Consider the following 22,817-nt stretch of genomic DNA (forward strand, 5'->3'; position numbering starts at 1 on the left):
CTACAGCTTTTCCGCCTTTTTTGCCAGTTCCAGGTGGGCATCCATCATCTTTTCCAGGTCGTTTCGGCCGATTGCAAGGGGCGGGATGACGACCATGACGTTGCCCAGGGCGCGCAGATGCACACCCATTGCAAGCGACTCCCTTGCCACGAAATAGTCGATGCGCTCCTTGCTCTTGAGGTGCATGAGTGGTTTGCCGTTTCTTGCAAGCTCTATTCCTGCCAGCATGCCACTGTGGCGTACGTCTGCTACAACGCCAATTTCTTCGAATTCGCCAAGCCTCTGCTTGATGTACTGCGCATTTTTCTTAATCTGTTGCATAAGGTTGCGTTTTTCGTAAAGTTCAAGGTTTGCCAGTGCGGCGGCGCAGCCCACCGGGTGGCCGGTAAACGTGTGGCCGTGGTAGAAATGCTTGTTTTTCTCGTAGCTGCCAAGGAACGCGTCATAGATCTTTTCATGCGCCAGCGTGACTGCAAGAGGAAAGTAGCCGGCGGCAAGCGCCTTTCCCATGCAGACAATGTCGGGTTTTGAATTTTGCGCCAAATATTCGACCATGTTGCCAAGCCTTCCAAAGCCAGTCGCGATTTCGTCAAGGATCAAAAGAGTGTCATACTTTTTGCATAGTTCTGAAATCTTCTGCTGGTATTTCTGGGGGTAGATGACGACGCCCCCTGCTATCTGGGCGCCGCTTTCCATGACGAGGCCGGCGCATTTCCCGTCCAGTTTTTTCAGTGTCTTTTCTGTCTGCTCCATGCAGTGCTCGACAAGGTCTTGCACGCTTTCGAACTTGCTTCCGTAGAAAAGAGGGCTTGGAACCCTGCTTACCTTGGCCAATAATGGCTTGTAGGCGCCAAAGAACTGCTCGATATATCCAACAGACATGGCGCCGACCGTGTCGCCGTGGTATCCTCCCTCAAGCGACACGAACAACTTTTTTTCAGGCTTTCCGCGGTTCTGCCAGTACTGCAGGGCCATCTTTAACGCAGCTTCAATCGCCGTCGAGCCATTGTCAGTGTAAAATACGCGGTCCATACTGCCCCTTGCCAGTTTTATCAGCCGCTCTGCAAGGCGCGCGGACGGCTCGCTTGCAAGGCCAAACAGCGTGGAATGCTGCAAGTGTTTCAACTGCTCGCGCATCGCCTCGACTACCTCGTTTTGCCCGTGGCCCCACACGTTGCACCACATGCTCGCAGTCCCGTCAAGGTATCGCCGGCCCCTGTCGTCGACTAGGTAAAAGCCCTCGCCCCTCACGATGACCCTGTTGTCCTGCCTTTCCCAGTCCTTCATCTGGGTATAGGGGTGCCAGACAAAATTCCTGTCTCTGTCTGCGTCTTTGAGGCTTGGACGGCCGCTCATAGTAGTTAAATGCAACCCCCTGCTCTATCTAATTATTTCCATGCGCGGCGTGTTTGTGACAGGCACGGACACTGGTGTCGGCAAGACCGCGGTCGCGGCAGGCATCGCGTGGCTCTTGAGGAAAAATGGCATAGACGTTGCCGCGATGAAGCCGTTTGCGACCGGCAGCAAGCCTTTTTCAAAGAAATTCAAGTCAGAAGACACTGCTATCCTTGCCGAAGCCACAAATGCCATCGAGACTGATGAAGAATTGAACCCTGTCTTTTTCAGGGTGCCTGCGTCTCCGCTCATGGCCGCGCAGATCTTGAACAAGAGTCCGCCGGACGTCCACGGCGCATTGTTCCAGCTGAAAAAACTTGGAATAAAGCACCAGTTTGTGGTGGTTGAAGGCATCGGGGGCCTGATGGTTCCCCTGACAGAGCGCGAGTTTGTAGCAGATTTTGTACGGCTTGTAGACCTGCCTGTGGTGATAGTGACGCACCCGCGCCTTGGCACTCTGAACCACACGCTTCTCACTGTACGCGTCTGCCGCGAATTTGGCCTCGACATCCTGGGAATAGTAGTCAACATGATGCCGAAAAAGCCGAGCGCGGTAGAAAAGAACGTTCCACGCGTCCTGCAGCGGCTTGCAGGTGTGCCTGTGCTTGCAGTTCTGCCGGAGATGAAAAACAAGCCTGACTACAAGGAGATAGGCAGGCTACTTGAAAAAACGAGCGTTGCAGAAAAGGTCCTTGCCTAGCCGTGCAGCATTTTCAGGCTGCTGACGCCCTTGCGCGCAAGGAACGCGCGAATGTCAGAAACCACCGATGAATATTGGAATTTTGCATTGCCAAGATGGTAATTCCTGCCTTTATAATCAACCTTTCTTGCAGAAATTATCCATAAATTTTCAATATTTTTTTGGACTGCCTGCGCCTGCTTTATCCTTGCCATGTCTGCATTTGCTTTTATCACTTGTATAACAAGAGTCTTGTCAGGGCTTTTTGCAAGGTTCTTTACGGATGGCACGACCACGTCAAGCTCCGTTCCATCCACAGTCACTTTTCTTTCTGATGGCAAAAGCGACGCGGTGAGCATGAAATGCAAGAGCGCCTCGCACAAGTTTCCAAGCGCCTCGTCGTCGTTTGCCTCGCCACCAAGGTCGTGCGTGCACCTGTCTACTATTTCGGCGCAGTATTTCCTTGACGATTCAATATTGGAACTGACGTCTGCGCGGATCCTTTCTCTGCCAATGTCGTCAATGACTGCATAGAGGACCTCTTTGATATCCTTGGGCACACCCTTGCAAACCCGGGTACGTTTATTAAATCTGATTGCCATTTAATACAGAGAGAATGGCAAAGGTCAAGATTGCAATCGGCCTGCTTGTCGCTTCGCTGGTGCTTTTGGTAATATACGGTGCAGATGCCGCGGTAGCTAGTTCCAGCCCAGACCGCCGGGGATTTCTCCCGTTTGACGAGTCAGTGAGGGGCAGCGGGTTTGGAGGAGGCGCTGTAATAATGTCGATAATTGCTTTTGTCATTGCAAGAAAAGAACCGTCAAGGGCGGTCATGGCGCTGCTCTTTGTCAACGGCGGCCTGATAATCGCCGGCATGCTTGCCCTCATTGCGCAGGGCGCGCTTGCCTCCGAGAACTCGTCAGGCGCAATGCGCACAATCGGTAGCACTATTGGCATGGGCGCAATCCTGGTGGGCCTTGGCGCCTGGAAGGCTGCAGGCGACAGGCGCATCGCGAGCAAGCCGCAGGCCTCGAGATAGTTTTGTTGCCTGTCTGCGCGCGCTGCAACTCGCACGCTGACAGGACGTACTCTTGCGTGCACACAGATGGCAAGGAAATGTGTACCGAATGCTACCAGGAAATACACTGGCTCCTGACGCAGCCTGGATGATAACATTTTATACGATTGTACAGGAATTCTGGGCTATGAAAGCAGTAATCCTTGCAGGCGGCTTTGGCAAGCGTCTGAAGCCATTGACAGACCAGATACCAAAGCCCATGATCGAGGTGTCAAACCTCCCGATAATCGAGTGGCAGATAAAGTGGCTGGCCGGAAACGGCATAAAGGAGTTCATAATCTGCGTCGGCTACCTGAAAGAACAGATAATAAACCACATCGGGAGCGGGAGCAGGCTTGGCGTCAGGGTGGGCTATGCTGTCGAGGAAGAGCCACTTGGGACCGGAGGCGCTCTAAAGAATGCAGAGGGTCTTCTTTCCGGCCAGAGCGAGTTTTTCATGCTAAACGGCGACATACTCTCAAACCTTGATCCTTCAAAGTTGCGCGATGGCGGGGCGGCGCACTCGCTTGCACTTGTGCCGCTGCGCAGCCCGTACGGCGTAGTCGAGGTGGACAAGTCAAACAAGGTGCTCGGGTTCGTGGAAAAGCCCCGGATAAAGGACAGGTGGATAAACGCAGGAGTCTACCATTTCACGAGCGAGGTGTTTTCGTACCTGCCCGAAAACGGCAACATAGAGATGACCGCCCTGCCTGCACTGGCAAAGGAAGGGAAACTCAGGGCAACCACCTACGACAATGTTTTTTGGCGTTCCATTGATTCACACAAGGACATCGAAGAAGCCGCAAGGGAAATGCAGGCTGCAAACATCTCATGATGAAGATCGGGTACAGCCTCGGGCCGCTCCTTTCAATGGAGGATGTGCTCCGGTGCGCAAGCCTTGCAGATGAGCAGAATAACGTCGACTCGGTATGGGTCCCGGAATCGTGGGGCCGCGAGTCGTTTTCAACGCTTGGAGCCGTGGCGCAGGCTACGAAAAGGGTAAGGCTTGGCACCTCAATAGTCAGCATTTTCTCAAGGACGCCTGCCACAATAGCGATGGGCGCAGCCACGCTTGACATGATCTCTGGGAACAGGACAGTCATCGGCCTTGGCACGAGCACGGAAGCCATCGTCGAGAACTGGCACGGGGCAGAGTTTGAGAAGCCCGCTTCTCGAATGAAGGAATACGTCGAATGCATCCGGCTCATGACTTCTGGCGAGAAGGTCAGCTATTCCGGCGAGTTTTTCAAGATAAACAATTTCAAGATGCTAAACGCGCCTCCTAGAAAGCATGTCCCTATTTTTCTTGCGGCCGTCAACAGGCGCATGCTTGCGCTTGCCGCGGAAAAGGCAGACGGCGTGATCCTTTACATGCGCCCCCTTGAAGAGCTGGAAAAAACAGTGCCCGAGCTAAAGGCAAGGGCCGCCGCGGACAACTTTGAAGTCGCGCTCTCGCTCATCTGCGCCGTGTCGGACAAAGAGCCGGAAAAAGCCAGGGCGCGGGCAGCAAAGACCCTTGCATTCTATGTTGCAGTCGGCAAGTATTACAGCAGGTTCCTTGCGGAAAACGGCTATAGCGACGAAGTGTCTCGCATTTCAGCCGAATATCAAGAGAGCGGTGGCGACGCGGCCGCAAAACAGGTCTCGCCAGAGATGCTTGAGGCGCTGACGGTCTGCGGCACAAAACAAGACTGCAGAAAGGCGCTTTTGCGGTTTTCTGATTCTGGTGTCACCCTGCCAATTTTGCAGTTCAACCCTGTAGAGAGAGCAGAAAGTTCATTTAGGGAATTGTTGTCAACCTTTTAAAGTGCGCAAGGTAGCTATCTCGGCTGCAGCAACTTCAAAGTTCACAAAAGCAACCGAGAGGTCGATTTTTGACATCGCGCGCGAGCCCTGCATCGAGATTTTAAAAAGCCACGGCAGCAAGGATGTCGACGCCGTGCTCTTCTCGACGTGCGCAACAGAGCAGTACGGCTCGACAATAATTTCTGAAATGCTCGGGATAAAACCCAAGATGTCGCAGCGAGTCGACAACCTCTGCAATTCCGGGACAAACGCTATTGCTACCGCGTATTCGCTTATCGCGTCTGGCCTGTGCGACTCTGCACTTGTCGTCGGCGCGGAAAAAACACACAGCGAGGGAAACAGGCTTGTCTGGGACGTCACCCGGGGTTCGTTCAACTTTCCAGTCCACTGGGCATCAATGTTTGCGCGTTCGCACATGAGGCGATTTGGAACCACGGAGGAGCAGATGGCCCAGGTGTCAGTAAAGAACCACAAAAACGCTGCAAAAAACAAGAACGCGCTCTTTCAAAAGCCTGTGACACTAAAAGAGGTGATGGAGTCAAAAATGATAGCCGAGCCGGTAAAGCTGCTCGACTGCTCGGCGCCGTGCGACGGCGCCTCTGCCGTGCTCCTGCTCTCTGAGCAAAGGGCAAAGAAAAATGAAAACAGCCCTGTGTGGATAAAGGGCATAGGCCAGCAAACAAACGGCGCCAGCTTTGCAAGCATGGATGACCTGACCGCGCTTCAAACCGCCAGGCGGGCTGCGCATGACGCATACGAAATGGCCAATGTCAAGCCATCCCAGGTGGATGTCGCCGAGCTGCATGACGCTTTTACAATCCTTGAGATAATGGCGTACGAGGACCTCTGCTTTGCGCAAAAGGGCAAGGGGGGCAAGTTCGCTGAGCAACAGCAGCAGGAAATCGCGATAAACCCACGCGGCGGGATACTCGGGTGCGGCCACCCCGTGGGCGCCACCGGCGTGGCGCAGGTCGCCGAGATAACTCTGCAACTGTCCGGCAAGGCCGGAAAAAGGCAGGTCAAAGACTGCAAGACTGGCCTCGTGCACAACCTTGCTGCCGCCGGCTCGTCAGCGACGGTGATGGTGCTTGGTACCTAGTCTTTTTATCGAACACTTGAAAAAAGGGGAATTTATGGTGCCAGTATGCACATTATGCGGGAAAAAGGCCTGGCCGCCGTCGCCTGCCTGCCCGAAATGCTTTGGCAGGACTGTGCTGAAAAAAGTTGAAAAAACAGGAACGCTGGTAGAGTTTTCAAACTCGTACGTCCGGGGCCACGAAGGCGTCTTTGGCATCATAGAAATGGACGGCTTTAGGCTCGTTGGCTCGCTTGACGATGACGGCAAGCTGCGCAAGGGCATGAAGGTCAAGATGGACAGTTGCGGCGTGAACGTAGAAGGCGCGCCGTTTTACCACTTTACTCCAGCAACAACAAAATGAATGCTTATTAATGATTGAGAGAGAACAGGAACAGGCTCATGAGTTATGACAGGTTCGTTGATGAGAGGGTCCTGACAAGCAGGGATGCCCTCAACCGTTTTCAGATCAAGATAAAACTCGTCGAAATCGACGAAGGCGCAAGAGACTTTTCCCGGCGCTTTGGCAACAGGGTCCTCGTCAGAAAGATCCTGCTTACGATAAAGCACACCGAGACCCAGGAAGTGGAAGAAAGGGAGCTCAACGTCGAAGAGGTTGAAAAGAGGATGAAAAAAGAGCGCCTCTTCAGTTCCACGAACAGGTGGGTCGCGTCGACTGACATCAAGAATGGCTACGTGGTCGCAAGCAAGCATCTTGACCTCCTTGCAGACGCAATAGCGCTGGACATCGTTCCGATCGGATAGACAGACGGAGATATTTCAAAACTCGAATTATGAAATAGGGCGCTTTATCCACACCCTTAACGTTTCTACCCAAAAGGCTACGGCGCCGGCCACTGCAAAGCCTATGGCAAACACATCCAGGTTGTCAAAATTCAGGACGACGTACGCAATGAGCATCGTCGTAAAAAATGCCGCAAAGAACGACAGCCTCGGCACCGCAAGCCCGCCAATGTTGACAAACGCCTGCAGCACCCCTACCTGCACCTTCTGGATGATATAGTACCGGCCGTACTCGTCCTGGCCCACGAGTGCAAGCTGCACTAGCTTGTCGATGTGATAGTTTGCAACGCTTGGGCTTGAAAAGTAGAGGTCGCGCTGCACCTCGCGCACCCCTACCGGCTCTTTTCGCTTTATCATGTACATGTACACCTGCAGAGTCTTTCCCTTCAGCTGCTCCTCTATCTTGTCGTTGCTGCTGCCTGCCTGCTCGTTATCTTTGGACAACTCGGGTGTTCACGTAATGATGAGGTGGAGCTACTCTGAAATGCTATAAAGCTATCGTAGAGAAATTATACATGGCGCCGCTGACCAGACTCGAACTGGTGACCCACTGGTTAACAGCCAGTTAAGCTCCGAAGCACAATATTGCGCTTTGAATTTGCTCTACCATGCTGAGCTACAGCGGCGCAAGTATACGCAAATTCCATGCACAAAATAAATGTTTTGAGAGGATCGTTTTGCAAAAATTGCGTCAAGAAAAGTGGGGGAAAAACCTTACATGCCTTCTTCACGGGAGTAGACGTATAGCCCGTCGAGGAAGACACGCTGGTCTTTGTCCTTTATCTTTGTAGACTGCTCGATGTTTGCGGCCGTCTGCGAGACATCTTCAAGGCTTGGGCCCTTTACGACGACGTCCTCGCCCTGGACCTCTACCTTGGTCGCGTCGCCCTGGATCCTGGCAATGCGGGCAGAGCGCTCGCCGAAAAAGTTCTCTACGTGGACCTCTTTGCCCTTTACCTTCACTGCAATTGGAAAGTGCGCAAAGATGATCTTGACCTTGTAAGTGTAGCCCTTTTCGACGCCTTTTACCATGCTTGTCACGATGCTCCTTGCGGTGTTGGTCACTGCAAGGTCGCGCTTTCTCGTGCCGTACGGCTTGATAACGACCTTGTTGCCCTCTACTGTTACCGTGGCAGGGAGCTTCAAGAAATCCTTCTTGACCGTGCCGAGCTTGCCCTTGACTGCAAGGAAGCTTCCTTCCTTTGTCACCTTGACGCTTGCAGGTATGGCGACTTCTGCCATTATCTCTGCTGGTGCTTGCTCAGTAGACGTAGCCAACGAGAACTCCTCCTAATCCCTGTGCCTGCGCCTCGTGGTGGGACATGATGCCCTTGCTGGTCGAGACGAGCAGTATGCCCATGCTGTAGGCCGGCAAAAACTGCCTCTCCCAGTTAAAGTACGCGTCCTTTTTCACGGAAAAGCGCGGCGTGATAATGCCACACTTGTTTATCTTGGCCAGTAATTGTATGCGGAACTTGCCTGCCCTGCCGTCGTCTACCTGCTCGAATTCGCCGATGTAGCGGTGCTTTTGCATAACGCGAAGCACCTCACTTGCGAACTTGGACGATGGAAGCACGATGCATTCCCTCTTTCTCCTGGTCTCGTTGTTGTAGATGGTGGTGAACATGTTTGACAGAATGTTTAGCGCTGGCATCTATTCAACACCTACTCGAATTTCTTGAATCCCAGGCTCTCAGCCACTTCCCTGAAGCACTGTCTGCAAAGCATCAGGTTGTATTTTCTGATGAGTCCGTTATATGAACCGCACCTTTTGCACCAGCGCACTCCTCTTCCGTGCGCAAGCTGCTTGCGGCCCGTTGTCGCGTATTCTCTTGGTTTAGGCATGGTGATTACTGTACCTCCGCTCCATACTGTTCCTTAAAGTATGCAATCGCGTCATCCTTGGTTATCCTGTGGCTCCTGCCAACCTTGGCGCGTTTTCTGCTCTTGCGCGCAATCCTGTATCCTGGCCTCACGAGGACGATGTTCACGTCCATGCCAAAGATGCCGATCTCCGGGTTGTATTTCGTGCCGGGGATGTCGATGTGCTCGTGGATGCCTATTGAAAGGTTGCCGAAATTGTCAAACGAAGATTCTTTTAGCACGTTCTTTTTCGCTGCAATGACGCGCTTTAGGAACTCGATTGCTTCTTCGCGCCTCAGCGTCACCATCGCACCAATCGGCTCGCCCTGGTGGATGCCAAAGTCGCGCACTGTCTTTTTTGCACCCCTTATCGCCGGCTGGTGGCCCGTCAGTTCAGTGAGCGCTTTCTTGGCCTTTTCCATCGGCTCGCCGGATTTGCCGACTCCGATGTTGATGACCACCTTGTCGACCGCAATCCTCTTCATGCTGCTTTCCATAACTTGGCTCATTCTATCTAGTTCACCTTTATCACTGGCTTGTCCTTGCCAACAACCATGACCATTTCCACCGGGAGCTCTACCGTCTTGTCGCCAAACGACACGAATGCGCGGGTTGGAAGCGAGAAGAGTCCTTCACGGAAATCCTCTATCTTGCCTACATTGCCTGCGTTTTCGCCCGTGATGATGAGTGCCGTCGCGCCCTTTTCAAACTTGATGTGATCCTTTACTTTTGCGCCTGGAAGTTCGAGCAGGCACGTGTCTCCGACCTTCATCTTGGCATCGGTGATGAGCGTCTTGCCGTCGTGGAAGCCGTACTGTAGTTTCTTGCCCTTGGTTGTGACCTTGCTTGTTATCTTGGCTAGCTTTACTGCCTTTTCCGCGTCCTCCACTGCCACTGGCGCGAGTAGTTCAGAGTCCTTGGGAACGAGGCGGTATGCTTGGCCGTTTGCAAGCTCTACCACGTCCATCAGGCCAACTGCCAGGTTCGGGTCGCGCCTTACGATGCCGTCGACCTTGACCTTGCCTTCGTTGAGTATCAACTGCGATTCCTTGGCTGTGTGCGTCACCTTGACTGCGTCGCGCAGGACCATGCCGAGCGGATACGCGCTATTCTTCGGGTGCGGTCCCGGCTTGACCCTCATGACGAACTGGCTTTCCTTCCTTCTGATGTTCCAGAAGGTCGGCGCCATCTGTCTCTTTACTCTAGTTGCTCCACCTTTCTTTCCCATTAGCTAGTCTCCTCCTCTTTCTTCTCCTTTTTTGCTGCCTTGGCAGCCTTTGGCTTTGCTTCAGCTTCGGGCTTTGCCTCTGCTTTCTTTTCCTTCTTTGGCGCTGCCTGCTGCTTTTGGCCGCTGAGCATTGCCGACCTGTACTTGTCGTCCGTCTTGAGCCCTGTTATCATGACGTTTGAAGCGTGGATCGGGACCTTGACCTGGCCTCCGCGCACCTTTTCGCGCTGGATGCCTTCTATCTCGAGGGTGCCTTCGATTGTGTTGACCTTGTCGACCTTGCCCTCTACTCCCTTGTACTCGCCGCGCATGACCTTGACCGAATCGCCCTTGATTACGCGTGCGCTGCGCCTCTTGTACTGCTGGCGCAGGCTGTCAGACAAGGTCGCGCCGACCATGTTGTCGCGCTGGTGCTTTGGAACGTGCAAGAGTTTTGGATGTATTGTCATCTCTAATAAAACACCTCTAGACTATCATTCCCGCGAGGTTTGCAATCCTTGGCCACTTTTCTGCCGCCTCGCTTGCGACTGGGCCCTTGATGTCTGTTCCCTTGATCTCGCCTTCTGGAGTCACGAGCACCGCGGCGTTGTCTTCAAACGCGACGCGAATTCCGTTTGGCCTGCGTATCGGGTACTTTTGCCTTACGATCACTGCGCCGAAAATCTGCTTGCGAAGCTCCGCCGGGCCCTTTTTCACTGTAACTGTGACAAAGTCTCCGACTGCTGCCGCCGGCTGGCGCGAGTGCCTGCCCTTGTACCTTGTGACTTGCGCGATGCGCAGCACCTTTGCACCTGTATTGTCAGCGCATACAAGCTCTGCAGTCACCGGCAGGGCCCTTGTGATGTACGGGCGGAATTCTTCTACGCCCTTGGCTGAAACTGCTCTTGACTTAGCTCCTGCCGCCATCCTTTGTGTTCACCTCGATCACTACGAACGAAACCGTCTTTGAAAGTGGCCTGCACTCTGCGATCTTGACCTCGTCGCCCTCCTTTACGTCCATGCAGGTCGGGAGGTACGCGTGGACCTTGGATCTGGACCTCTCGTATCTCTTGTATTTTTGCACTGGCCTCGGGTACTCTTGCGTGACCACGACCATCTTCTTGGCCTTGGCGCTTGCCACGATGCCTGTCAGCAGTTTGCCTCTCACCGGGAGCGTGCCGTGGAACGGGCAGAGCTCGTCCTCGCACGTCTTGCGGGGGGCAATGACTGAAACACCAATGTTTCTTACCATTTCTATATCACTCTATTATAATCGCGATATACGATCCTCTGGCCTTGCTATCATCGAAGAACCACTTATAAAGCAAGCGCCATTTTGAGTTGCGATTTTGATTTTTTTCGCTGCTGCTTTTGGAATTATTTTTGTCGCGCTGCCGGACCTTATTGCAAGCGTGTTTTTCGTTTCAAAAACGATGGTGCCTGCTAGGCCTGAGAGCGCAGCGTTTGTTGTTTCAATTATTTTTGCGTCAAGGCCGATGAGCTCGTGCGCAAGAATGTTTGTCGCGGTTATCATACTACTGCGCCTTGGCCTTCCTTTCGTTGAGTATCGTGAGTACGCGCGCAATGTCGCGCCTCATGTACCTTATCTCGCCCGAGTGTTTTTTCAGCGTGCCTTTTGTCTGCTCCGACCTGACCTTTGCAAGGTCTGCCTTCATCTCTGCAAGCTTTTGCGAAAGGTCCGTGTCGTTCATTTCGCGAAGGGTCTTTAGCTTAAGCCTGGCCATTTGTCTCCGCTCCTGTTTGCGCCGCTACTGCTTCTCCCTCCGCCCCTCTTTCTGCGGCCGGTTCTTGCGCTGGCTGCTGTGCCGCTTGTGCTCCGCCTTCGACCATCTGGAATTCTTGCGGTAGCTCTGCCTTTGATGCGATGCGCAGCTGTATGCCCATAAGGCCCATCTTTGTAAGCACGGATGAGACGCCTGTCTGGACAATCTTGCCTGCGACGTCGCCGCTCTTTGGCACCACGCCCACAGTGTGCTTTTCAAAGTGGGCGCGCTCTGTGCGCAGCTTGCCTGAAATGGTCACTTCCACGCCGAGTGCTCCTTGGCTCATTATCGTGTTGAGTGCCCACATTGATGCGCGCCTGAAAGCCGTTCCGCGCTCGATCAATTGTGCAATCCTGTTGCACATGATGTTCGGGTTCAGCTCGGGATTTGTTACTTCAAGTACTGAAATCTGCGGGTTTGGAAAACCGAACTTTTGCTCTATCTTGGCCATAAGGTCCTTGATGCCCGTTCCCTTGCGGCCGATTACAAGGCCTGGCCTTGTCACAAAGACGGTTATCCTCGCGCCGACTGGCGTTTTCTGGATCTCGACTCCGCCATAGCCGGCGTCCTTGAGCTCGCTCCTGAGGAACTCGTCGATTTCCATGTTGCGGTACGTGTTCTTCATTACGTTCTTTACTGCGCTCATTCTGATGAGACCTCCTGTGCTACAAGCTCGACATGCACGAGCGTGTCGACCTTGGGGCTTGACCTGCCCATCGCCCTTGGGGTGAAGCGCTTTAGCTTTGTCCCCTTGTGGACGACTGCGCTCACTATGCGGAGGCGGTCAAGGTCCATGCCCTTGTACTCTGCGTTTGACTCAAGGTTGTCAAGAAGCCTGAGGAACTCGTTTGCCGCCTTTTGCGGGAACCTGCCTGCTGCAAAGCCGTCGCGGATGTTTGTCCTGTGCGCGACTTCGTTGTGGTACCTGCGGTATGGCACGGCAACCTTTTTGGCCACGACGTTTTCGAGGAACTCGCGGGCCTTTTCGATGGACATGCCCTTGATGGCGACTGCGATCTCGCGCGAGTGCTTGTGAGAAATGCTCTTTTCGCGGACCGCGGCACGCACGTGGCGGGCCTTGTCAAAGTTTTGGAAAGAATAAGAGAATTGTGGCATATGCATCACTTCAGCGGGACGTAGAGGCTGGACCTCGAAGCGCCGACACCTGGTGCGCCATGCTGGACTCTCTTGTTCGTTATCGCGTATTCGCCGAGGTAGTGTCCGACCATTTCCGGCCTGATTGCGACTGCCGCAAACTCTTTGCCGTTGTGGACGTTTATCGTGAGGCCGATCATGTCCGGCAGGATTATCATGTCGCGGATGTGCGTCCTTATTGCGCCCTTTAGCTTGCCGTCGCGTGCCAGCTTTATCTTTTCACGGAGTTTCCTCTTTTCGTCGTTCATGTACGTGCCGACGCGCTTGTCAAGCGACCTGCGCTGCCGTGCGTTGAGAAGCGGCAAAAGGTTCTCTATAGACAGTGACTGTAACTGCTCGGGCGTATAGCCCTTGAACTTGAATTCGCGTACCAACTATATCACTCTCTCCTCGGTTGCTTTTCCATTTTTAAACCTAGCGAGCGTTATCATCATGCCGCTATTACACCAGTCCCAGCTTTGTCGCAAGGTTCCTTGCGCCTTCCGGCTCCTTGAACTTGATAAACGCCTTCTTGCCCTGTATTGTGCGCGCCGTGTTGACTTCTGATGCCTCTGTCTCGTAGAGTATGCGCATCGCTTCAATTATCTGGTGCTTTGACGCGTGCTCTGCAACCATGAACGAGAGCTTGTTCTCCTTCTCTATCTGGTTGAACGTCTTTTCTGTGACGTACGGTGCCAGTATTATGACTGTGGCTTCTTCTGCCGTCATTGTGCTTGCCGGCGCAGCAGCCGCTGCTGCTGGCTTGGTGCTGTTGTTGTTTTCTGCCTTGCTCATTTTATCTGACCATCTCCATTACCTTGTGCATCGGAGCCTTGACGTCTTTGAGCTGCTCAATTGCGTTCTGCGAAAACACTGCCAGCCTGATCGGCTTTGAGCCCGGAGCCAGATCCAGGACGCTGATTTCTCTTGCGGTCTTGACCTCGACACCCGGTATTGACTTTATTGCAAGAGCCTTGGCGTCGTTTCCAACGACCACGAGCGCGCTTGTGCCGACCCTTGCGGACCTGCCCCTGCGCCTTGCGGTGCCGGAGCGGACCTTGTGAGTCGAGCCTGCGCGTGCGAGATCGTCTGCGAGGCCAAGCGCTGAAAGCGTCTTTATCAGGTCTTTTGCCTTTGCGACGGATTCAATGTCGTTTGAAACGACTATCGGCAGTTTGACATCTTTTGCGAGCTTGTGTCCGCGGCCCTCTACGAGGTCGCGCCTTGCAGTCGCCGCTATTGCGGAGCAGAGGCCAAGCTGCTTTTCCTTGTGGTTGATTTTCTTGTAAATGTGCTTCCATGACTCTGGCGGGTGCGCAACTCTGCCGTGCCTTACGCCTGCCACGCCTGCTGCCTGGCCTGCCCTTGGGAACCCTTCGCCCCGCGCCCTTGCAAGACGCGCAATGCCAAGGCCAGTGTTCCGGGATTCTGCAGAGACGTTCTCGCCTGCGCCGGGATAGCGACCCTGCCTCTGGTATGCGTGCGAAGCGAGGTTGACGTACACCTTGTGGATTACCTCCGGCCTGTACGGCGTGTCGAAAACAATTGGAAGCTCGATGCTTCCTGCGTCCTTGCCGTCAATGCCTGTTATTGTTGCCTTTGTCATGTTATTGAACAACTACCTCCAGAACTTTTGGCTCCTGCACCTTCTTTGGAAGGTTGCGTATGGGGTGCCTCATCTTTATCAGGCGCTTTGGAACGCCAGGCACCGAGCCCCGGACTACGATGTAATCGCCCTTGACCAGCCCAAAGTGCTTGAAGCCGCCCTTGGGGTTGATGGAGCTCTGGCCGTCCTTTTCAGTGTTTGACATTATCAAAATGCGCTTGTTGTACTCGGTCCTCTGGTGGAAGCCACGCTGGCCCTGCCTTGCGACCGTGTACATGACAACAGCCGGAGATATCGGGCCCAGCGTACCTACTGCGCGCACGCTCTTTCTCGACTTGTGCTGCTTGCGCTTGACGCCAAACCTGGTGATTGGACCCTCGACACCCTTGCCGCGCGTTATGCCAAAGACGTCGACATTCTGGCCCGCCTGGAAAATGTCACTTGCCTTCATCTCCTTGCCAAGGATGCTCTTGACGTATTCAAACTGCGCTTTTGCGTCCTTGCCTGAAACTGCCAGCTCAAAGACAAACGGCTTTTTCTGAGAAATGCCGACCGCGCTTGGAGAAACTGCAACTATCGCCATGACGGAGCTTGCCTGCGCGACCTTGGCCTCGGCCTTTGCCATAGCGTCGTCGGCCTGCTTGATGTCGATTTTGCGCGACATTTCTTTTGGCAGGTCCTTTGCATAGACGTCAAAGATTGCATGCTGCCCGTACAAGTCTGCCTTGTAGGCGCGAATGCCGATTATCTTCATCGGCGGAGTCGCAATGACTGTGGCAGCGTTTAGCAGCTGCTTGCCAAAGTTCGGAGTCTTTTCCCTGTCGTCGATGGTTAGAACGTGTATACCACCAGCCTTGAAACCTGCAAATCCCAATAGGGAGCTCTTCTCTCCAGCCATTTCCGGCCAAGTGCGGACCCTCGCTTCGAGGCTTCTTGCCCTGGCCCTTGGGCGGAAGGCTACACTACCCCTTCTTGGGGCGCTATACTTACGATGACCCATAGGTAACGCATCAGTCTTGCGCTTCCTTTTATAAATTATTCAGTGAAAAAAGCTAGTTCTTGGACAAAATAGAGCTGTTCAGGATCGCAAGCGTGCCAAGGATCGCCTCCTCAAGTCGCACCGTTTCCGTGGCCTGGTTTGGAAACATGTTCACGACAAACTCGGCACGCGCATTGGAGCCTTCTTTTGCAAGGATTTCATGCACGCCGTGCCTCGGCGCGCCAAACACGACAAGCACGTTTTCGCTTGCCTTGATGCGCTCGCCAAGCTTGGCCTCGACGTTCTTGAAGTAGCTGCCTTTTCTCGACGTGACAATGGCAACGGTCTTTTCCATGCTGCTCAGCAGCTTTACCACCGACGGCACCTCCTTGACCTCGTAGCCCCAGTACTCAAAGATGTCCTCTTCTGTGGCCTCCACTGCGCGCAGGTTCGGGTGCGGCTGCGTGAACTTGACGTTTACCTTCTTGCCCTCAAAGCCCTGCCCGTCAAACGGCACGAGCGCGCCAAGGCCCGCCTCCACAAACAGCGCGCCCTTTATCTTTACGATTACGCCAGTGCGCACGTCGCCGGCCCTGACCGTCTTGATGTCCTGCGCGGGCTTGTGGTGCGGAGCCTTTATCGGGTGCAGTATACCTGCAAATTCCAGCTGGCTCATCTTTGGGTACAGGATCTTGCGCAGATATTGCGGCGTGTCAAGGTAGCGCAGCACCGTGCGCAGAAGAACAGGGTCCTCTTTCTCAAACTGTGACAGCGGGTCGTGGTAGATATAGATGCGCTTTACGCGAAAGATAGAGCAGGCGCGCGCAAACTGGGCTATCTTGACGCTCTTGTCGCGCTTGGTCTGCTCGTCTGACAGCGAAGAGTCGGGTATCGCCACCCAGAGGTCTTGCATGATTTTTTTGCCTTTATTCTTTTAGGAGCTCTTCGACTATGGTTTCAAGGTATCCTGTCGCGCCAAAGAGGTTGTGGCGCAGGTTGCCCTTTTTGTCGATTACAAGCGAAGTCGGGGTGCCGCGCATGGCATATTCCTCAAACGTCTTGGCAGAATATTCCTTGCCCTGCAGGTACATCTTTACTCGCTCGATCATCACCCTCTTGTCCTTCTCGCTGTACGAGCGATAGTCCGGCACGTTTGCCTCAATCACGTCCATTATCTTGCTCTCGGTTATCTGTCCGTTTTCCTTTTTCAGCATGTCCATGCCCACCGGAAACGGTATCTTGTACGGCAGCTTGCCGCCTTTCAGCTGGCCGTACATCGACAACGCTTTTTGCGTCTCGCCAATGACTTCGCCAGTCATCAACAATTTCTGCAGGTTTTCAAGCGTGTTCTTGTCATAGTCCTCAAACGCGGTAGCCATGCCAAGCACTGTCAAGCCGCTTTCTCTGTACTTGTTGTAAAGCTCTATTGCCTCCGGGATGCCGTACATAAAACAGCCGGGGCAGTTTACCTGAAATACCTCGACAACTACAACGTTGCCCTTTTCCTGGTCGATGTTTGTGGGCTTGCCCTGCACCCATGTGGAAACGTGCAGGTTCGGAGCCTTTGCGCCTACTTTTACTGCCATATGCAGTACGCTAATTCTTGTCTCGCTAAATTAACCTTACCGGGATTTTCAGGCCGGGTGCCTGCCAGCCTTTTCCTTGGCAGAAGCCGCGTACTTTTCCAGCTCTTCGTCCTCGACCTTGCGCATGGCCTTTGTCTTGGTGTCGATGATGGCCATCTTCATGTGCTTGGTGCTGGACTTGTCCTCGCTGACAAGGTAGATGCATTCAACGGCAAGCGAAGCCGCCTCTGCAAGCGAAATGTCCTGCTTGTATGACTTTTCGAGGAAGTCGGTGACCTGGTCGCTCCCTGCGCCTATTGCCATAGCGTCATAGCCGATGTAGGTGCCCGACGGGTCTGTGAGGAACAGGTTTGCGCCGTTCTTGTCGACTCCTGCAAGCAAGAGCGCGACGCCAAACGGCCTCACGCCTGCATACTGCGTGAACTGCTGGGCCATGTCGGCGATGTTCTTGGCAACGCCCTCGACGTCTACTGGCTCGTCGTAGATGAGCCTGTTGCTCTGCGCAAAGAACCTCGCGTGGTCCACCTGGGTCCTTGCGTCAGGGATGTAGCCTGCCGCAGCGACGCCAATGTGGTCGTCGACCTGGAAGATCTTTTGTGTGACGTTGTTAATCTGGAGCTTTCTCGTCTTCTCCTCCACTGCGAGGACGACGCCGTCCTTTGCCTTGATTCCTATGGCAAGGGTTCCGCGCCTTACGGTTTCAATGGCGTATTCTACCTGGTAAAGCCTGCCGTCTGGCGAAAATACGGTAATTGCTCGGTCATAGCCTGCTGCTGCTGGTAACAATTCGAGCTAATTTGCTCCTCCCGTTTAATTTAAGTTTACCTCGTTTTTCGTGCAATTCATCTAATTGGATTCTTTAGAGCTTGGTACGCAGAAACTGGGCTATCTATAGCGGAAAACACGTGTACAGACAAAGAAGGTTGGAAGGGTTTTCTAGGCGTAAAGGCAACCCGGTTTTGCATCAGTAGCGGCGGAATGGAATGCAACTTGCGCGACGTCGTTGTGCACGTAATGCACGCCTGCCGCTCCAGCAGCAAATATCGAATAGGCAAATGCCAGGGCAGAGACAGCGGCCGTCGCAATGGCAAAGGCCACAAGCGTCGGGTGATTGTACGCAAAGTCTTCCAGTCTTTGCTTGAACGACGTAGTCATCCTACTGCGTAAAGGCGCATTCGGCTAAATAAGAATTGCTTACTGCATTTCTAGCATTCACAAGATTGACTTTAATATCGCATGAATAAACAAAGGCATGTCGTGTTGCAGGACGAGATCGCGTTCTTTGGACACCCAAACGTCCAGTCGCTGCATGCAAGGACCGTCGAGATAACAAAAGAGGAGCACCTGACTCTGAGGGGCGACTGCATAATTGGCGTCAGGGCTGAAAAGGCGTGCGCCGACGTTGACGAAAAGATAAAGCGCAAGCTGGCAAGGAGCGGCTCGCATGTAAAAATAGAGATAATCGTGGGAAACGACGTCTGTGAGATAAGCGGCGCCGGCGACGAGCGCCTGACACTAGAGAACAAGCACGACATCGTGATCCGCAAGACAAATTTCGTCTGCCCGCGGACGCTTTCTGTCAGGTGCGACAAGGCGTCGTCTGACATACCGCGCGGCATGGTCAAGGCGCTCCAAGATCCTGGCACAAAGGGCATATTCCGAATAACAGTTGAATAAAAAGTGTCATGTTGTCCGAAAAATAATAGTCATCCAACAATGCAACATCTGCATAGCCAGGTTTTTCGAGCGTGCATAAATGCATAATTTGAGCACGGCTGTGCATAATCGGGCTTTTGCATGGCAGGCAAGATCAAGTGCCGCACGCAGGATTCCACCGTATTGTGCATGTGTGCGTGGCTCTTGTACGTACACGTGGTCAAGCCTTAAAAGAAATAATTAAATCATCATGTTCTTGTATTGCTTTTTGCAAGTCGCCGCATCAACCCTGTTCTATGCGGTAAATTGCTTTGAGGGCTTTGTGTGTATATGTCAAAGAAGTAATTTGCAGCAAAACCTGTCTGCCAGTTACTTCTTTTGACCTGCCGCCGTCAGTTCCTTGTATTCTGGCCTTTCCATCGCCCTTGCAAGCGCCGCGTTGATGATTTCAAGGGCGAGAAACTCCCGGCACTTGCCGTCCTTGTCAAGCGCCAAAAAGCGCTTGTCTTCGTGCACGCTCTTTAGCACCTTTGCCAGCTTGCCGCTCACATCGTCAATCAGCCGCAAAGCCTTGCTGTCAAGGTCTGCCGGCGCCTGGCAGTCAAACACGCGAAGCGTGGCAGAATAGTACTTCATCACCGCGCCCCTGACCTCGACCATCCTTGCCGCCTCTATCAGGCCCGCCTCCTTGAGCGCGTCAAGGTGGTGCCTGACCGTGGTCGTGGCCTTTTTGACGCCAGCGTTTCCAAGCGCTTTTGCGATTTCCTCTGCGTTCATGGGCTTGTGGCTTACAAGCTCCAGTATTCGCATTCTTGCAGGGTCGCTTAGCCCCTGCGCGGCCGCGTGGTTCAAGGTGGTCACGCGCCTTACTCTTACGTCCTTTTGGAACAGTGCATCTGCCATATGTGAGTACAAGATGATGTGTGCATAGTAAAGTGCGCTTGTCTGATTGTTTTGCCCTGCTGGTTAATTACAATCATGTCAATAGTTGCAATTCAGCATAGATAGTAGGGTTATCAACCCAATCGTCTTTAGTTCATTGCAATGAAATGATACTATTGTTATGATAATGTTATGATAAGTCATGTCGGCAGGCGCGCAAAAATGGCCCTGGCAGGCAATAGGGCCGCCTGCAAGCACGCAGCATGTGCAAAAGGGTGCAAAAACAAGGTGGCGGATTGAGCGGTTAGAGCGTTCTGCCGCTTATGCGCTCGTACGCAAGTATGTAGCGCCTTGAAAGCTCGCCTGCTATTTCAGGCGCCACGGTGGGCGGCTCGGGCTTTTTGCCTTCCTTGGCAAGCCTGTCAATCTCTGCCTTGAATCCCGTCTTGATGAGCCAGTCGCGCAAAAGCTGCTTGTCGTACGCCTCCTGCATCCTGCCCGGCGAGTAATCCGCCTTGAGCCAGAGCCGGTATTCGTCAGGCCCAAGCGAGTCGCCAAGGACTATTCTGCCGCTTTCGTCGCGGCCAAACTCGAACTTGACGTCTGCGATGATAAAGCCTGCCTTCTCGACTATTGCACTCATCTTTTCATAGAGTAGAATTGACGTCTTTTCGAGGAATTCATAGTCCTCTTTTGATACGAGGCCCATAGAGATTGCCTGCTCCTTGTTGACTGGCATGTCGTGCTCCTCGGATTTTGTAGTCGGGTCAAATATCGGCCTTGGAAGCCTGCCGGCCATCACCGGCTTGTAATCTGCAGGGAGGCTCTTGCCGAGGTGGTCCTTGTAGCGGTCGGCAAAACTGCCGTAGAAATACCCACGCACCACGCACTCTACAGGAATCATGGCCAGTTTCTTTACCACCATCTTGTCCTTGTCCTGCACGCGCAGCATGTGGTGGGGCGTGCCAAGGGTGTTGAACCAGAACTCGCCAAACCTGCATAACACCTCTCCCTTTCTAGGTATGGGAGTTGCCATCTTGACGTCAAACGCCGACACCCTGTCTGAGAAATGGAAGAGGATATTGTTGCCGTCGTCGTCAAGCTCGTAGATGTCCTTGACCTTGCCCTTGCGGATGAGCCTCAACGCCGGATTGTTGCGTGCTATGGCATATCTGCTTATCTGTCGTTGTTGTTTTTTGAAAGGCTTTTAACGGCGCCTGTACGAACCAACGGCGGGCTTGTTCAAGAGCGACGCGCTTTCTATGGGACGGCAGACCTGCATCGGGATAATCGGCGGCGGGCAGCTTGGCAAGATGATAGCGCACGAGGCAAGGCGCATGTCGTTCAAGGTTATAGTGCTCGACCCGACCGAAGGCTGCCCCGCTTCAAAAATAGCCGACGAGCAGATCGTCGCCGACTTCAAGGACGAGGCCGCGATTATGAGGCTGGCAGAAAAATGCGACGTGCTCACCTATGAAATCGAGCTGGCAAACTCCTCTGCACTCAAGCAGCTTGAGGAAAAAAGCTATCCTGTCAGGCCGGCCCCTGAGACCCTGCGCATCATCCAGAACAAGCACCGCCAAAAGTCGTTTTTGAAAGAGCACAGGATAGCAGTCCCAGACTTTGAGCTTGTAAAATCGGAGGAACACCTGCACGAATTATGCAGGAAATTCGGGCTTCCCGCGGTGCTAAAGGCGACAGAGGACTCGTACGACGGCCGGGGCAACTTTGTGATAAAGTCCGGGGACGACGTGCACAGAGCCTACGAGTATTTCAAGGGCAGGCAAGTCATGCTGGAAAAGTTTGTCCCCTTTACAAAGGAAGTGTCGATAATGGTGGCAAGGAACCCTTCTGGGCAGATAGAGTCGTTTCCAGTCGTCGAAAACATACACAAAAACAGCATCCTTGACACCACGATTGCGCCGGCGCAGATCAGCCGCAAGGTCGAGCAGAAAGCGATAAGGCTGGCAAAGAGGACGATGGAAGTGCTGCACGGCGCAGGCATCTTTGGCATCGAAATGTTTGTCACGAAAAAAGGCGACGTGCTGGTAAACGAGATTGCGCCCCGCGTCCACAACTCGGGCCACTACACCAACGAGGCCTGCTCGGTCTCGCAGTTTGAGCAGCACTTGAGGGCGGTGCTTGACCTGCCGCTGGCAAAGCCGGAGCTGCTGTCGCCGGCGGTCATGATAAACATACTGGGCCCGGAGGGCTTTGACGGCGTGTACGCAGTTACCGGCCTTGACGCTATGATGAAGGTGCCCGGGGCGGAACTGTACATCTATGGCAAAAAGGTATCAAAACCATGCAGAAAGCTCGGCCATATCACGGCGACCGGCAGGACTGTAAAAGAGGCCCTAGCAAGGGCTAAAAAGGCGCGCAATGCTATCACACTCGTGCCGGCGACGGAGGCAAGATAGCAGCAATGAAAAAGCCGCTTGTAGGAATCATCATGGGAAGCGACTCTGACCTGCCGGTGATGAAAGAGGCGGCAGAGTTCCTCGACTCGTTTGGCGTCCCAAACGAGGTGACGATAGTGTCCGCGCACCGCACCGCAAAGCGAATGTACGATTATGCCAAGGGCGCCAAGAAAAGAGGGATAGAGGTGATAATCGCAGGCGCAGGAGGCGCGGCTCACCTTCCGGGCATGACCGCATCGCTCACTTCCCTGCCTGTTATAGGCGTCCCGATAAAGACCAAGAGCCTTGACGGCATTGATTCGCTGCTTTCGATAGCGCAGATGCCGCCCGGCGTCCCCGTTGCGACGGTGGCAATAAACGGCGCAAAAAACGCCGGCATACTTGCGTGCCAGATCCTTGCAGCCAAGCACCCTGCCATCGCAAAAAAGGTGGAGAAATTCAAGCAGGAGATGGAAGGCTCGGTGCTTGAAAAGGCCCAGTCTCTTGAAGACATGGGTTTTAACAAGTACCTGGCAAGAAAATAAGACAAGATCGTCGTCGATTGCAGCAGTAGAATTTATTTGGCCGCTCCCGATACCTCTTGGCGTGGAGCAAGAGCATTCCAGCCATTCCCACGATTCGCACGAAGAACACGGGCACGGCGACGGCGAGCCCGTGACAATCAAAAAAATGACGCCAAACGAGATGCTGGCAAACGACCTGAACGAGCACGGCATTATCGCAGAGCATGTTGTGCAGGGCACGCACCCGATTGAAAGCGAGCCGTGCTACAGCCACATGTTTGGCATGAATTCCAAGTTCACGACCAACAGGGGAGTCATAAGGGTCAGGGGCAAGAACTTTGACCTTGTTCAGGTGCTCCAGAAACACTAGCGGGTGATATA

General features: G+C 53.6%; 36 protein-coding genes and 1 tRNA gene. 11 read left to right on the forward strand and 26 right to left on the reverse strand.

Annotated features, from left to right (window positions below):
* On the reverse strand, positions 1-1,356 hold the full coding sequence (bioA, locus tag NVIE_RS02375) for an adenosylmethionine--8-amino-7-oxononanoate transaminase (RefSeq protein WP_075053852.1): 1,356 nt from the start codon (positions 1,354-1,356) through the stop codon (positions 1-3).
* 40 nt (positions 1,357-1,396) lie between these two features.
* Here bioA and bioD point away from each other — a divergent pair, with 40 nt between their 5' ends.
* Positions 1,397-2,095, forward strand: a complete 699-nt coding sequence (gene bioD, locus NVIE_RS02380; RefSeq protein WP_075053853.1) for a dethiobiotin synthase — start codon at positions 1,397-1,399, stop codon at positions 2,093-2,095.
* Here bioD and NVIE_RS02385 read toward each other — a convergent pair.
* On the reverse strand, positions 2,092-2,634 hold the full coding sequence (locus tag NVIE_RS02385; protein ID WP_075053854.1) for a hypothetical protein: 543 nt from the start codon (positions 2,632-2,634) through the stop codon (positions 2,092-2,094). The two genes, bioD and NVIE_RS02385, sit on opposite strands and share 4 nt — an antisense overlap.
* Positions 2,635-2,690: 56 nt before the next feature.
* Between NVIE_RS02385 and NVIE_RS02390 the strand changes: the two genes are divergently transcribed.
* The 6 genes from NVIE_RS02390 (at position 2,691) to NVIE_RS02415 (ending at position 6,777) form a co-directional block, all read left to right on the forward strand.
* Entirely contained in the window at positions 2,691-3,113 is a 423-nt protein-coding gene (locus NVIE_RS02390; RefSeq protein WP_075053855.1) for a hypothetical protein, read from the forward strand.
* Positions 3,114-3,279: 166 nt separating this feature from the next.
* A complete protein-coding gene (locus NVIE_RS02395; RefSeq protein WP_075055945.1) occupies positions 3,280-3,966 on the forward strand; it encodes a nucleotidyltransferase family protein in 687 nt (228 codons plus the stop codon).
* Positions 3,963-4,937 carry an LLM class flavin-dependent oxidoreductase gene (locus NVIE_RS02400; protein ID WP_084790580.1) on the forward strand — a complete coding sequence of 325 codons (975 nt, stop codon included), beginning with the start codon at positions 3,963-3,965 and terminating at the stop codon, positions 4,935-4,937. Before NVIE_RS02395 ends, NVIE_RS02400 begins: the two co-directional genes overlap by 4 nt.
* 1 nt (position 4,938) lies before the next feature.
* On the forward strand, positions 4,939-6,036 hold the full coding sequence (locus NVIE_RS02405) for a thiolase family protein (protein ID WP_075053857.1): 1,098 nt from the start codon (positions 4,939-4,941) through the stop codon (positions 6,034-6,036).
* Between the two features lie 16 nt (positions 6,037-6,052).
* Entirely contained in the window at positions 6,053-6,376 is a 324-nt protein-coding gene (locus NVIE_RS02410; protein ID WP_075053858.1) for a Zn-ribbon domain-containing OB-fold protein, read from the forward strand.
* Between the two features lie 14 nt (positions 6,377-6,390).
* Entirely contained in the window at positions 6,391-6,777 is a 387-nt protein-coding gene (locus NVIE_RS02415; protein ID WP_227717442.1) for a hypothetical protein, read from the forward strand.
* Between the two features lie 27 nt (positions 6,778-6,804).
* On the opposite strand, the gene NVIE_RS02420 is transcribed toward NVIE_RS02415, so the two are convergent.
* The 22 genes from NVIE_RS02420 to NVIE_RS02525 form a co-directional block, all read right to left on the reverse strand.
* Entirely contained in the window at positions 6,805-7,260 is a 456-nt protein-coding gene (locus NVIE_RS02420) for a hypothetical protein (RefSeq protein ID WP_084790582.1), read from the reverse strand.
* Positions 7,261-7,332: 72 nt separating this feature from the next.
* Positions 7,333-7,442: transfer RNA gene (locus NVIE_RS02425), tRNA-Asn, on the reverse strand.
* Between the two features lie 88 nt (positions 7,443-7,530).
* Positions 7,531-8,094, reverse strand: a complete 564-nt coding sequence (locus NVIE_RS02430) for a 50S ribosomal protein L6 (RefSeq protein WP_227717443.1) — start codon at positions 8,092-8,094, stop codon at positions 7,531-7,533.
* Positions 8,078-8,470 (reverse strand): 30S ribosomal protein S8, encoded by a 393-nt coding sequence (locus NVIE_RS02435; RefSeq protein ID WP_075053860.1) that lies wholly within the window; start codon positions 8,468-8,470, stop codon positions 8,078-8,080. The genes NVIE_RS02430 and NVIE_RS02435 overlap by 17 nt, the downstream gene beginning before the upstream one ends.
* An 11-nt stretch (positions 8,471-8,481) precedes the next feature.
* Complete coding sequence (locus tag NVIE_RS02440) at positions 8,482-8,661, reverse strand: 30S ribosomal protein S14 (protein ID WP_075053861.1); 180 nt, start codon at positions 8,659-8,661, stop codon at positions 8,482-8,484.
* 5 nt (positions 8,662-8,666) lie between these two features.
* The gene (locus NVIE_RS02445) at positions 8,667-9,188 is read right to left on the reverse strand and encodes a 50S ribosomal protein L5 (RefSeq protein WP_075053862.1); all 522 of its coding nucleotides are present in this window, start codon (positions 9,186-9,188) and stop codon (positions 8,667-8,669) included.
* Between the two features lie 5 nt (positions 9,189-9,193).
* Entirely contained in the window at positions 9,194-9,907 is a 714-nt protein-coding gene (locus tag NVIE_RS02450) for a 30S ribosomal protein S4e (RefSeq protein WP_075053863.1), read from the reverse strand.
* Positions 9,907-10,356, reverse strand: a complete 450-nt coding sequence (gene rplX / locus NVIE_RS02455) for a 50S ribosomal protein L24 (protein ID WP_075053864.1) — start codon at positions 10,354-10,356, stop codon at positions 9,907-9,909. The genes NVIE_RS02450 and rplX overlap by 1 nt, the downstream gene beginning before the upstream one ends.
* Before the next feature lie 16 nt (positions 10,357-10,372).
* On the reverse strand, positions 10,373-10,813 hold the full coding sequence (locus tag NVIE_RS02460) for a 50S ribosomal protein L14 (RefSeq protein WP_075053865.1): 441 nt from the start codon (positions 10,811-10,813) through the stop codon (positions 10,373-10,375).
* Entirely contained in the window at positions 10,797-11,138 is a 342-nt protein-coding gene (locus NVIE_RS02465) for a 30S ribosomal protein S17 (protein ID WP_075053866.1), read from the reverse strand. The genes NVIE_RS02460 and NVIE_RS02465 overlap by 17 nt, the downstream gene beginning before the upstream one ends.
* A 15-nt stretch (positions 11,139-11,153) precedes the next feature.
* Positions 11,154-11,420 carry a ribonuclease P protein component 1 gene (locus NVIE_RS02470; RefSeq protein WP_075053867.1) on the reverse strand — a complete coding sequence of 89 codons (267 nt, stop codon included), beginning with the start codon at positions 11,418-11,420 and terminating at the stop codon, positions 11,154-11,156.
* Position 11,421: 1 nt separating this feature from the next.
* Positions 11,422-11,631 (reverse strand): 50S ribosomal protein L29, encoded by a 210-nt coding sequence (gene rpmC / locus NVIE_RS02475; RefSeq protein ID WP_075053868.1) that lies wholly within the window; start codon positions 11,629-11,631, stop codon positions 11,422-11,424.
* Complete coding sequence (locus NVIE_RS02480; RefSeq protein WP_227717444.1) at positions 11,618-12,316, reverse strand: 30S ribosomal protein S3; 699 nt, start codon at positions 12,314-12,316, stop codon at positions 11,618-11,620. Before NVIE_RS02480 ends, rpmC begins: the two co-directional genes overlap by 14 nt.
* Positions 12,313-12,786 (reverse strand): 50S ribosomal protein L22, encoded by a 474-nt coding sequence (locus NVIE_RS02485; protein ID WP_075055949.1) that lies wholly within the window; start codon positions 12,784-12,786, stop codon positions 12,313-12,315. The genes NVIE_RS02480 and NVIE_RS02485 overlap by 4 nt, the downstream gene beginning before the upstream one ends.
* Before the next feature lie 5 nt (positions 12,787-12,791).
* Positions 12,792-13,199: a 30S ribosomal protein S19 gene (locus tag NVIE_RS02490; RefSeq protein ID WP_075053869.1), complete on the reverse strand. Its 408-nt coding sequence runs from the start codon at positions 13,197-13,199 to the stop codon at positions 12,792-12,794.
* A gap of 67 nt (positions 13,200-13,266) precedes the next feature.
* Positions 13,267-13,599, reverse strand: coding sequence for a 50S ribosomal protein L23 (gene rplW, locus NVIE_RS02495; RefSeq protein ID WP_227717445.1), 333 nt, complete (start codon positions 13,597-13,599; stop codon positions 13,267-13,269).
* Between the two features lies 1 nt (position 13,600).
* A complete protein-coding gene (gene rplD, locus NVIE_RS02500; protein WP_075053870.1) occupies positions 13,601-14,410 on the reverse strand; it encodes a 50S ribosomal protein L4 in 810 nt (269 codons plus the stop codon).
* 1 nt (position 14,411) lies between these two features.
* The gene (locus NVIE_RS02505) at positions 14,412-15,410 is read right to left on the reverse strand and encodes a 50S ribosomal protein L3 (protein ID WP_075053871.1); all 999 of its coding nucleotides are present in this window, start codon (positions 15,408-15,410) and stop codon (positions 14,412-14,414) included.
* A 52-nt stretch (positions 15,411-15,462) separates the two neighbouring features.
* Positions 15,463-16,302, reverse strand: coding sequence for a putative RNA uridine N3 methyltransferase (locus NVIE_RS02510; protein WP_075053872.1), 840 nt, complete (start codon positions 16,300-16,302; stop codon positions 15,463-15,465).
* A gap of 13 nt (positions 16,303-16,315) precedes the next feature.
* A complete protein-coding gene (locus tag NVIE_RS02515; protein ID WP_075053873.1) occupies positions 16,316-16,975 on the reverse strand; it encodes a peroxiredoxin family protein in 660 nt (219 codons plus the stop codon).
* A gap of 48 nt (positions 16,976-17,023) precedes the next feature.
* Complete coding sequence (gene psmA, locus NVIE_RS02520; protein WP_075053874.1) at positions 17,024-17,761, reverse strand: archaeal proteasome endopeptidase complex subunit alpha; 738 nt, start codon at positions 17,759-17,761, stop codon at positions 17,024-17,026.
* A gap of 150 nt (positions 17,762-17,911) precedes the next feature.
* Positions 17,912-18,130 carry a hypothetical protein gene (locus tag NVIE_RS02525; protein ID WP_075053875.1) on the reverse strand — a complete coding sequence of 73 codons (219 nt, stop codon included), beginning with the start codon at positions 18,128-18,130 and terminating at the stop codon, positions 17,912-17,914.
* Between the two features lie 102 nt (positions 18,131-18,232).
* Between NVIE_RS02525 and NVIE_RS02530 the strand changes: the two genes are divergently transcribed.
* The gene (locus tag NVIE_RS02530; RefSeq protein ID WP_227717446.1) at positions 18,233-18,652 is read left to right on the forward strand and encodes a DUF371 domain-containing protein; all 420 of its coding nucleotides are present in this window, start codon (positions 18,233-18,235) and stop codon (positions 18,650-18,652) included.
* Between the two features lie 348 nt (positions 18,653-19,000).
* Here the strand turns inward: NVIE_RS02530 and NVIE_RS02535 are convergent, their stop codons facing one another.
* Positions 19,001-19,534, reverse strand: a complete 534-nt coding sequence (locus NVIE_RS02535; protein WP_075053877.1) for an ArsR/SmtB family transcription factor — start codon at positions 19,532-19,534, stop codon at positions 19,001-19,003.
* Between the two features lie 283 nt (positions 19,535-19,817).
* Entirely contained in the window at positions 19,818-20,657 is an 840-nt protein-coding gene (gene purC, locus NVIE_RS02540; protein WP_075053878.1) for a phosphoribosylaminoimidazolesuccinocarboxamide synthase, read from the reverse strand.
* 94 nt (positions 20,658-20,751) lie between these two features.
* Between purC and purK the strand changes: the two genes are divergently transcribed.
* The 3 genes from purK (at position 20,752) to NVIE_RS02555 (ending at position 22,806) form a co-directional block, all read left to right on the forward strand.
* On the forward strand, positions 20,752-21,933 hold the full coding sequence (gene purK / locus NVIE_RS02545) for a 5-(carboxyamino)imidazole ribonucleotide synthase (protein ID WP_227717447.1): 1,182 nt from the start codon (positions 20,752-20,754) through the stop codon (positions 21,931-21,933).
* A 5-nt stretch (positions 21,934-21,938) separates the two neighbouring features.
* The gene (purE, locus tag NVIE_RS02550; protein WP_075053879.1) at positions 21,939-22,457 is read left to right on the forward strand and encodes a 5-(carboxyamino)imidazole ribonucleotide mutase; all 519 of its coding nucleotides are present in this window, start codon (positions 21,939-21,941) and stop codon (positions 22,455-22,457) included.
* 61 nt (positions 22,458-22,518) lie between these two features.
* A complete protein-coding gene (locus NVIE_RS02555; protein WP_075053880.1) occupies positions 22,519-22,806 on the forward strand; it encodes a hypothetical protein in 288 nt (95 codons plus the stop codon).
* Positions 22,807-22,817 lie beyond the last annotated feature (11 nt).

It is taken from the genome of Nitrososphaera viennensis EN76 (assembly GCF_000698785.1).
GTDB classification, from domain to species: domain Archaea; phylum Thermoproteota; class Nitrososphaeria; order Nitrososphaerales; family Nitrososphaeraceae; genus Nitrososphaera; species Nitrososphaera viennensis.

What these genes read in the sequence shown, in the direction of transcription:
- NVIE_RS02480 (WP_227717444.1), bottom strand. Translation starts at nt 12,316, where the DNA reads ATGAGCGCAGTAAAGAACGTAATGAAGAACACGTACCGCAACATGGAA.
- NVIE_RS02395 (WP_075055945.1), top strand. Translation starts at nt 3,280, where the DNA reads ATGAAAGCAGTAATCCTTGCAGGCGGCTTTGGCAAGCGTCTGAAGCCA.
- NVIE_RS02445 (WP_075053862.1), bottom strand. Translation starts at nt 9,188, where the DNA reads ATGAGCCAAGTTATGGAAAGCAGCATGAAGAGGATTGCGGTCGACAAG.
- NVIE_RS02465 (WP_075053866.1), bottom strand. Translation starts at nt 11,138, where the DNA reads ATGGTAAGAAACATTGGTGTTTCAGTCATTGCCCCCCGCAAGACGTGC.
- NVIE_RS02515 (WP_075053873.1), bottom strand. Translation starts at nt 16,975, where the DNA reads ATGGCAGTAAAAGTAGGCGCAAAGGCTCCGAACCTGCACGTTTCCACA.
- NVIE_RS02505 (WP_075053871.1), bottom strand. Translation starts at nt 15,410, where the DNA reads ATGGGTCATCGTAAGTATAGCGCCCCAAGAAGGGGTAGTGTAGCCTTC.
- NVIE_RS02450 (WP_075053863.1), bottom strand. Translation starts at nt 9,907, where the DNA reads ATGGGAAAGAAAGGTGGAGCAACTAGAGTAAAGAGACAGATGGCGCCG.
- rplD (WP_075053870.1), bottom strand. Translation starts at nt 14,410, where the DNA reads ATGACAAAGGCAACAATAACAGGCATTGACGGCAAGGACGCAGGAAGC.
- NVIE_RS02510 (WP_075053872.1), bottom strand. Translation starts at nt 16,302, where the DNA reads ATGCAAGACCTCTGGGTGGCGATACCCGACTCTTCGCTGTCAGACGAG.
- NVIE_RS02460 (WP_075053865.1), bottom strand. Translation starts at nt 10,813, where the DNA reads ATGGCGGCAGGAGCTAAGTCAAGAGCAGTTTCAGCCAAGGGCGTAGAA.
- NVIE_RS02435 (WP_075053860.1), bottom strand. Translation starts at nt 8,470, where the DNA reads ATGCCAGCGCTAAACATTCTGTCAAACATGTTCACCACCATCTACAAC.
- NVIE_RS02525 (WP_075053875.1), bottom strand. Translation starts at nt 18,130, where the DNA reads ATGACTACGTCGTTCAAGCAAAGACTGGAAGACTTTGCGTACAATCAC.
- NVIE_RS02485 (WP_075055949.1), bottom strand. Translation starts at nt 12,786, where the DNA reads ATGCCACAATTCTCTTATTCTTTCCAAAACTTTGACAAGGCCCGCCAC.
- rplX (WP_075053864.1), bottom strand. Translation starts at nt 10,356, where the DNA reads ATGACAATACATCCAAAACTCTTGCACGTTCCAAAGCACCAGCGCGAC.
- rpmC (WP_075053868.1), bottom strand. Translation starts at nt 11,631, where the DNA reads ATGGCCAGGCTTAAGCTAAAGACCCTTCGCGAAATGAACGACACGGAC.
- NVIE_RS02390 (WP_075053855.1), top strand. Translation starts at nt 2,691, where the DNA reads ATGGCAAAGGTCAAGATTGCAATCGGCCTGCTTGTCGCTTCGCTGGTG.
- purE (WP_075053879.1), top strand. Translation starts at nt 21,939, where the DNA reads ATGAAAAAGCCGCTTGTAGGAATCATCATGGGAAGCGACTCTGACCTG.
- NVIE_RS02440 (WP_075053861.1), bottom strand. Translation starts at nt 8,661, where the DNA reads ATGCCTAAACCAAGAGAATACGCGACAACGGGCCGCAAGCAGCTTGCG.
- rplW (WP_227717445.1), bottom strand. Translation starts at nt 13,599, where the DNA reads ATGAGCAAGGCAGAAAACAACAACAGCACCAAGCCAGCAGCAGCGGCT.
- NVIE_RS02400 (WP_084790580.1), top strand. Translation starts at nt 3,963, where the DNA reads ATGATGAAGATCGGGTACAGCCTCGGGCCGCTCCTTTCAATGGAGGAT.
- NVIE_RS02470 (WP_075053867.1), bottom strand. Translation starts at nt 11,420, where the DNA reads ATGATAACCGCGACAAACATTCTTGCGCACGAGCTCATCGGCCTTGAC.
- bioD (WP_075053853.1), top strand. Translation starts at nt 1,397, where the DNA reads ATGCGCGGCGTGTTTGTGACAGGCACGGACACTGGTGTCGGCAAGACC.
- NVIE_RS02535 (WP_075053877.1), bottom strand. Translation starts at nt 19,534, where the DNA reads ATGGCAGATGCACTGTTCCAAAAGGACGTAAGAGTAAGGCGCGTGACC.
- bioA (WP_075053852.1), bottom strand. Translation starts at nt 1,356, where the DNA reads ATGAGCGGCCGTCCAAGCCTCAAAGACGCAGACAGAGACAGGAATTTT.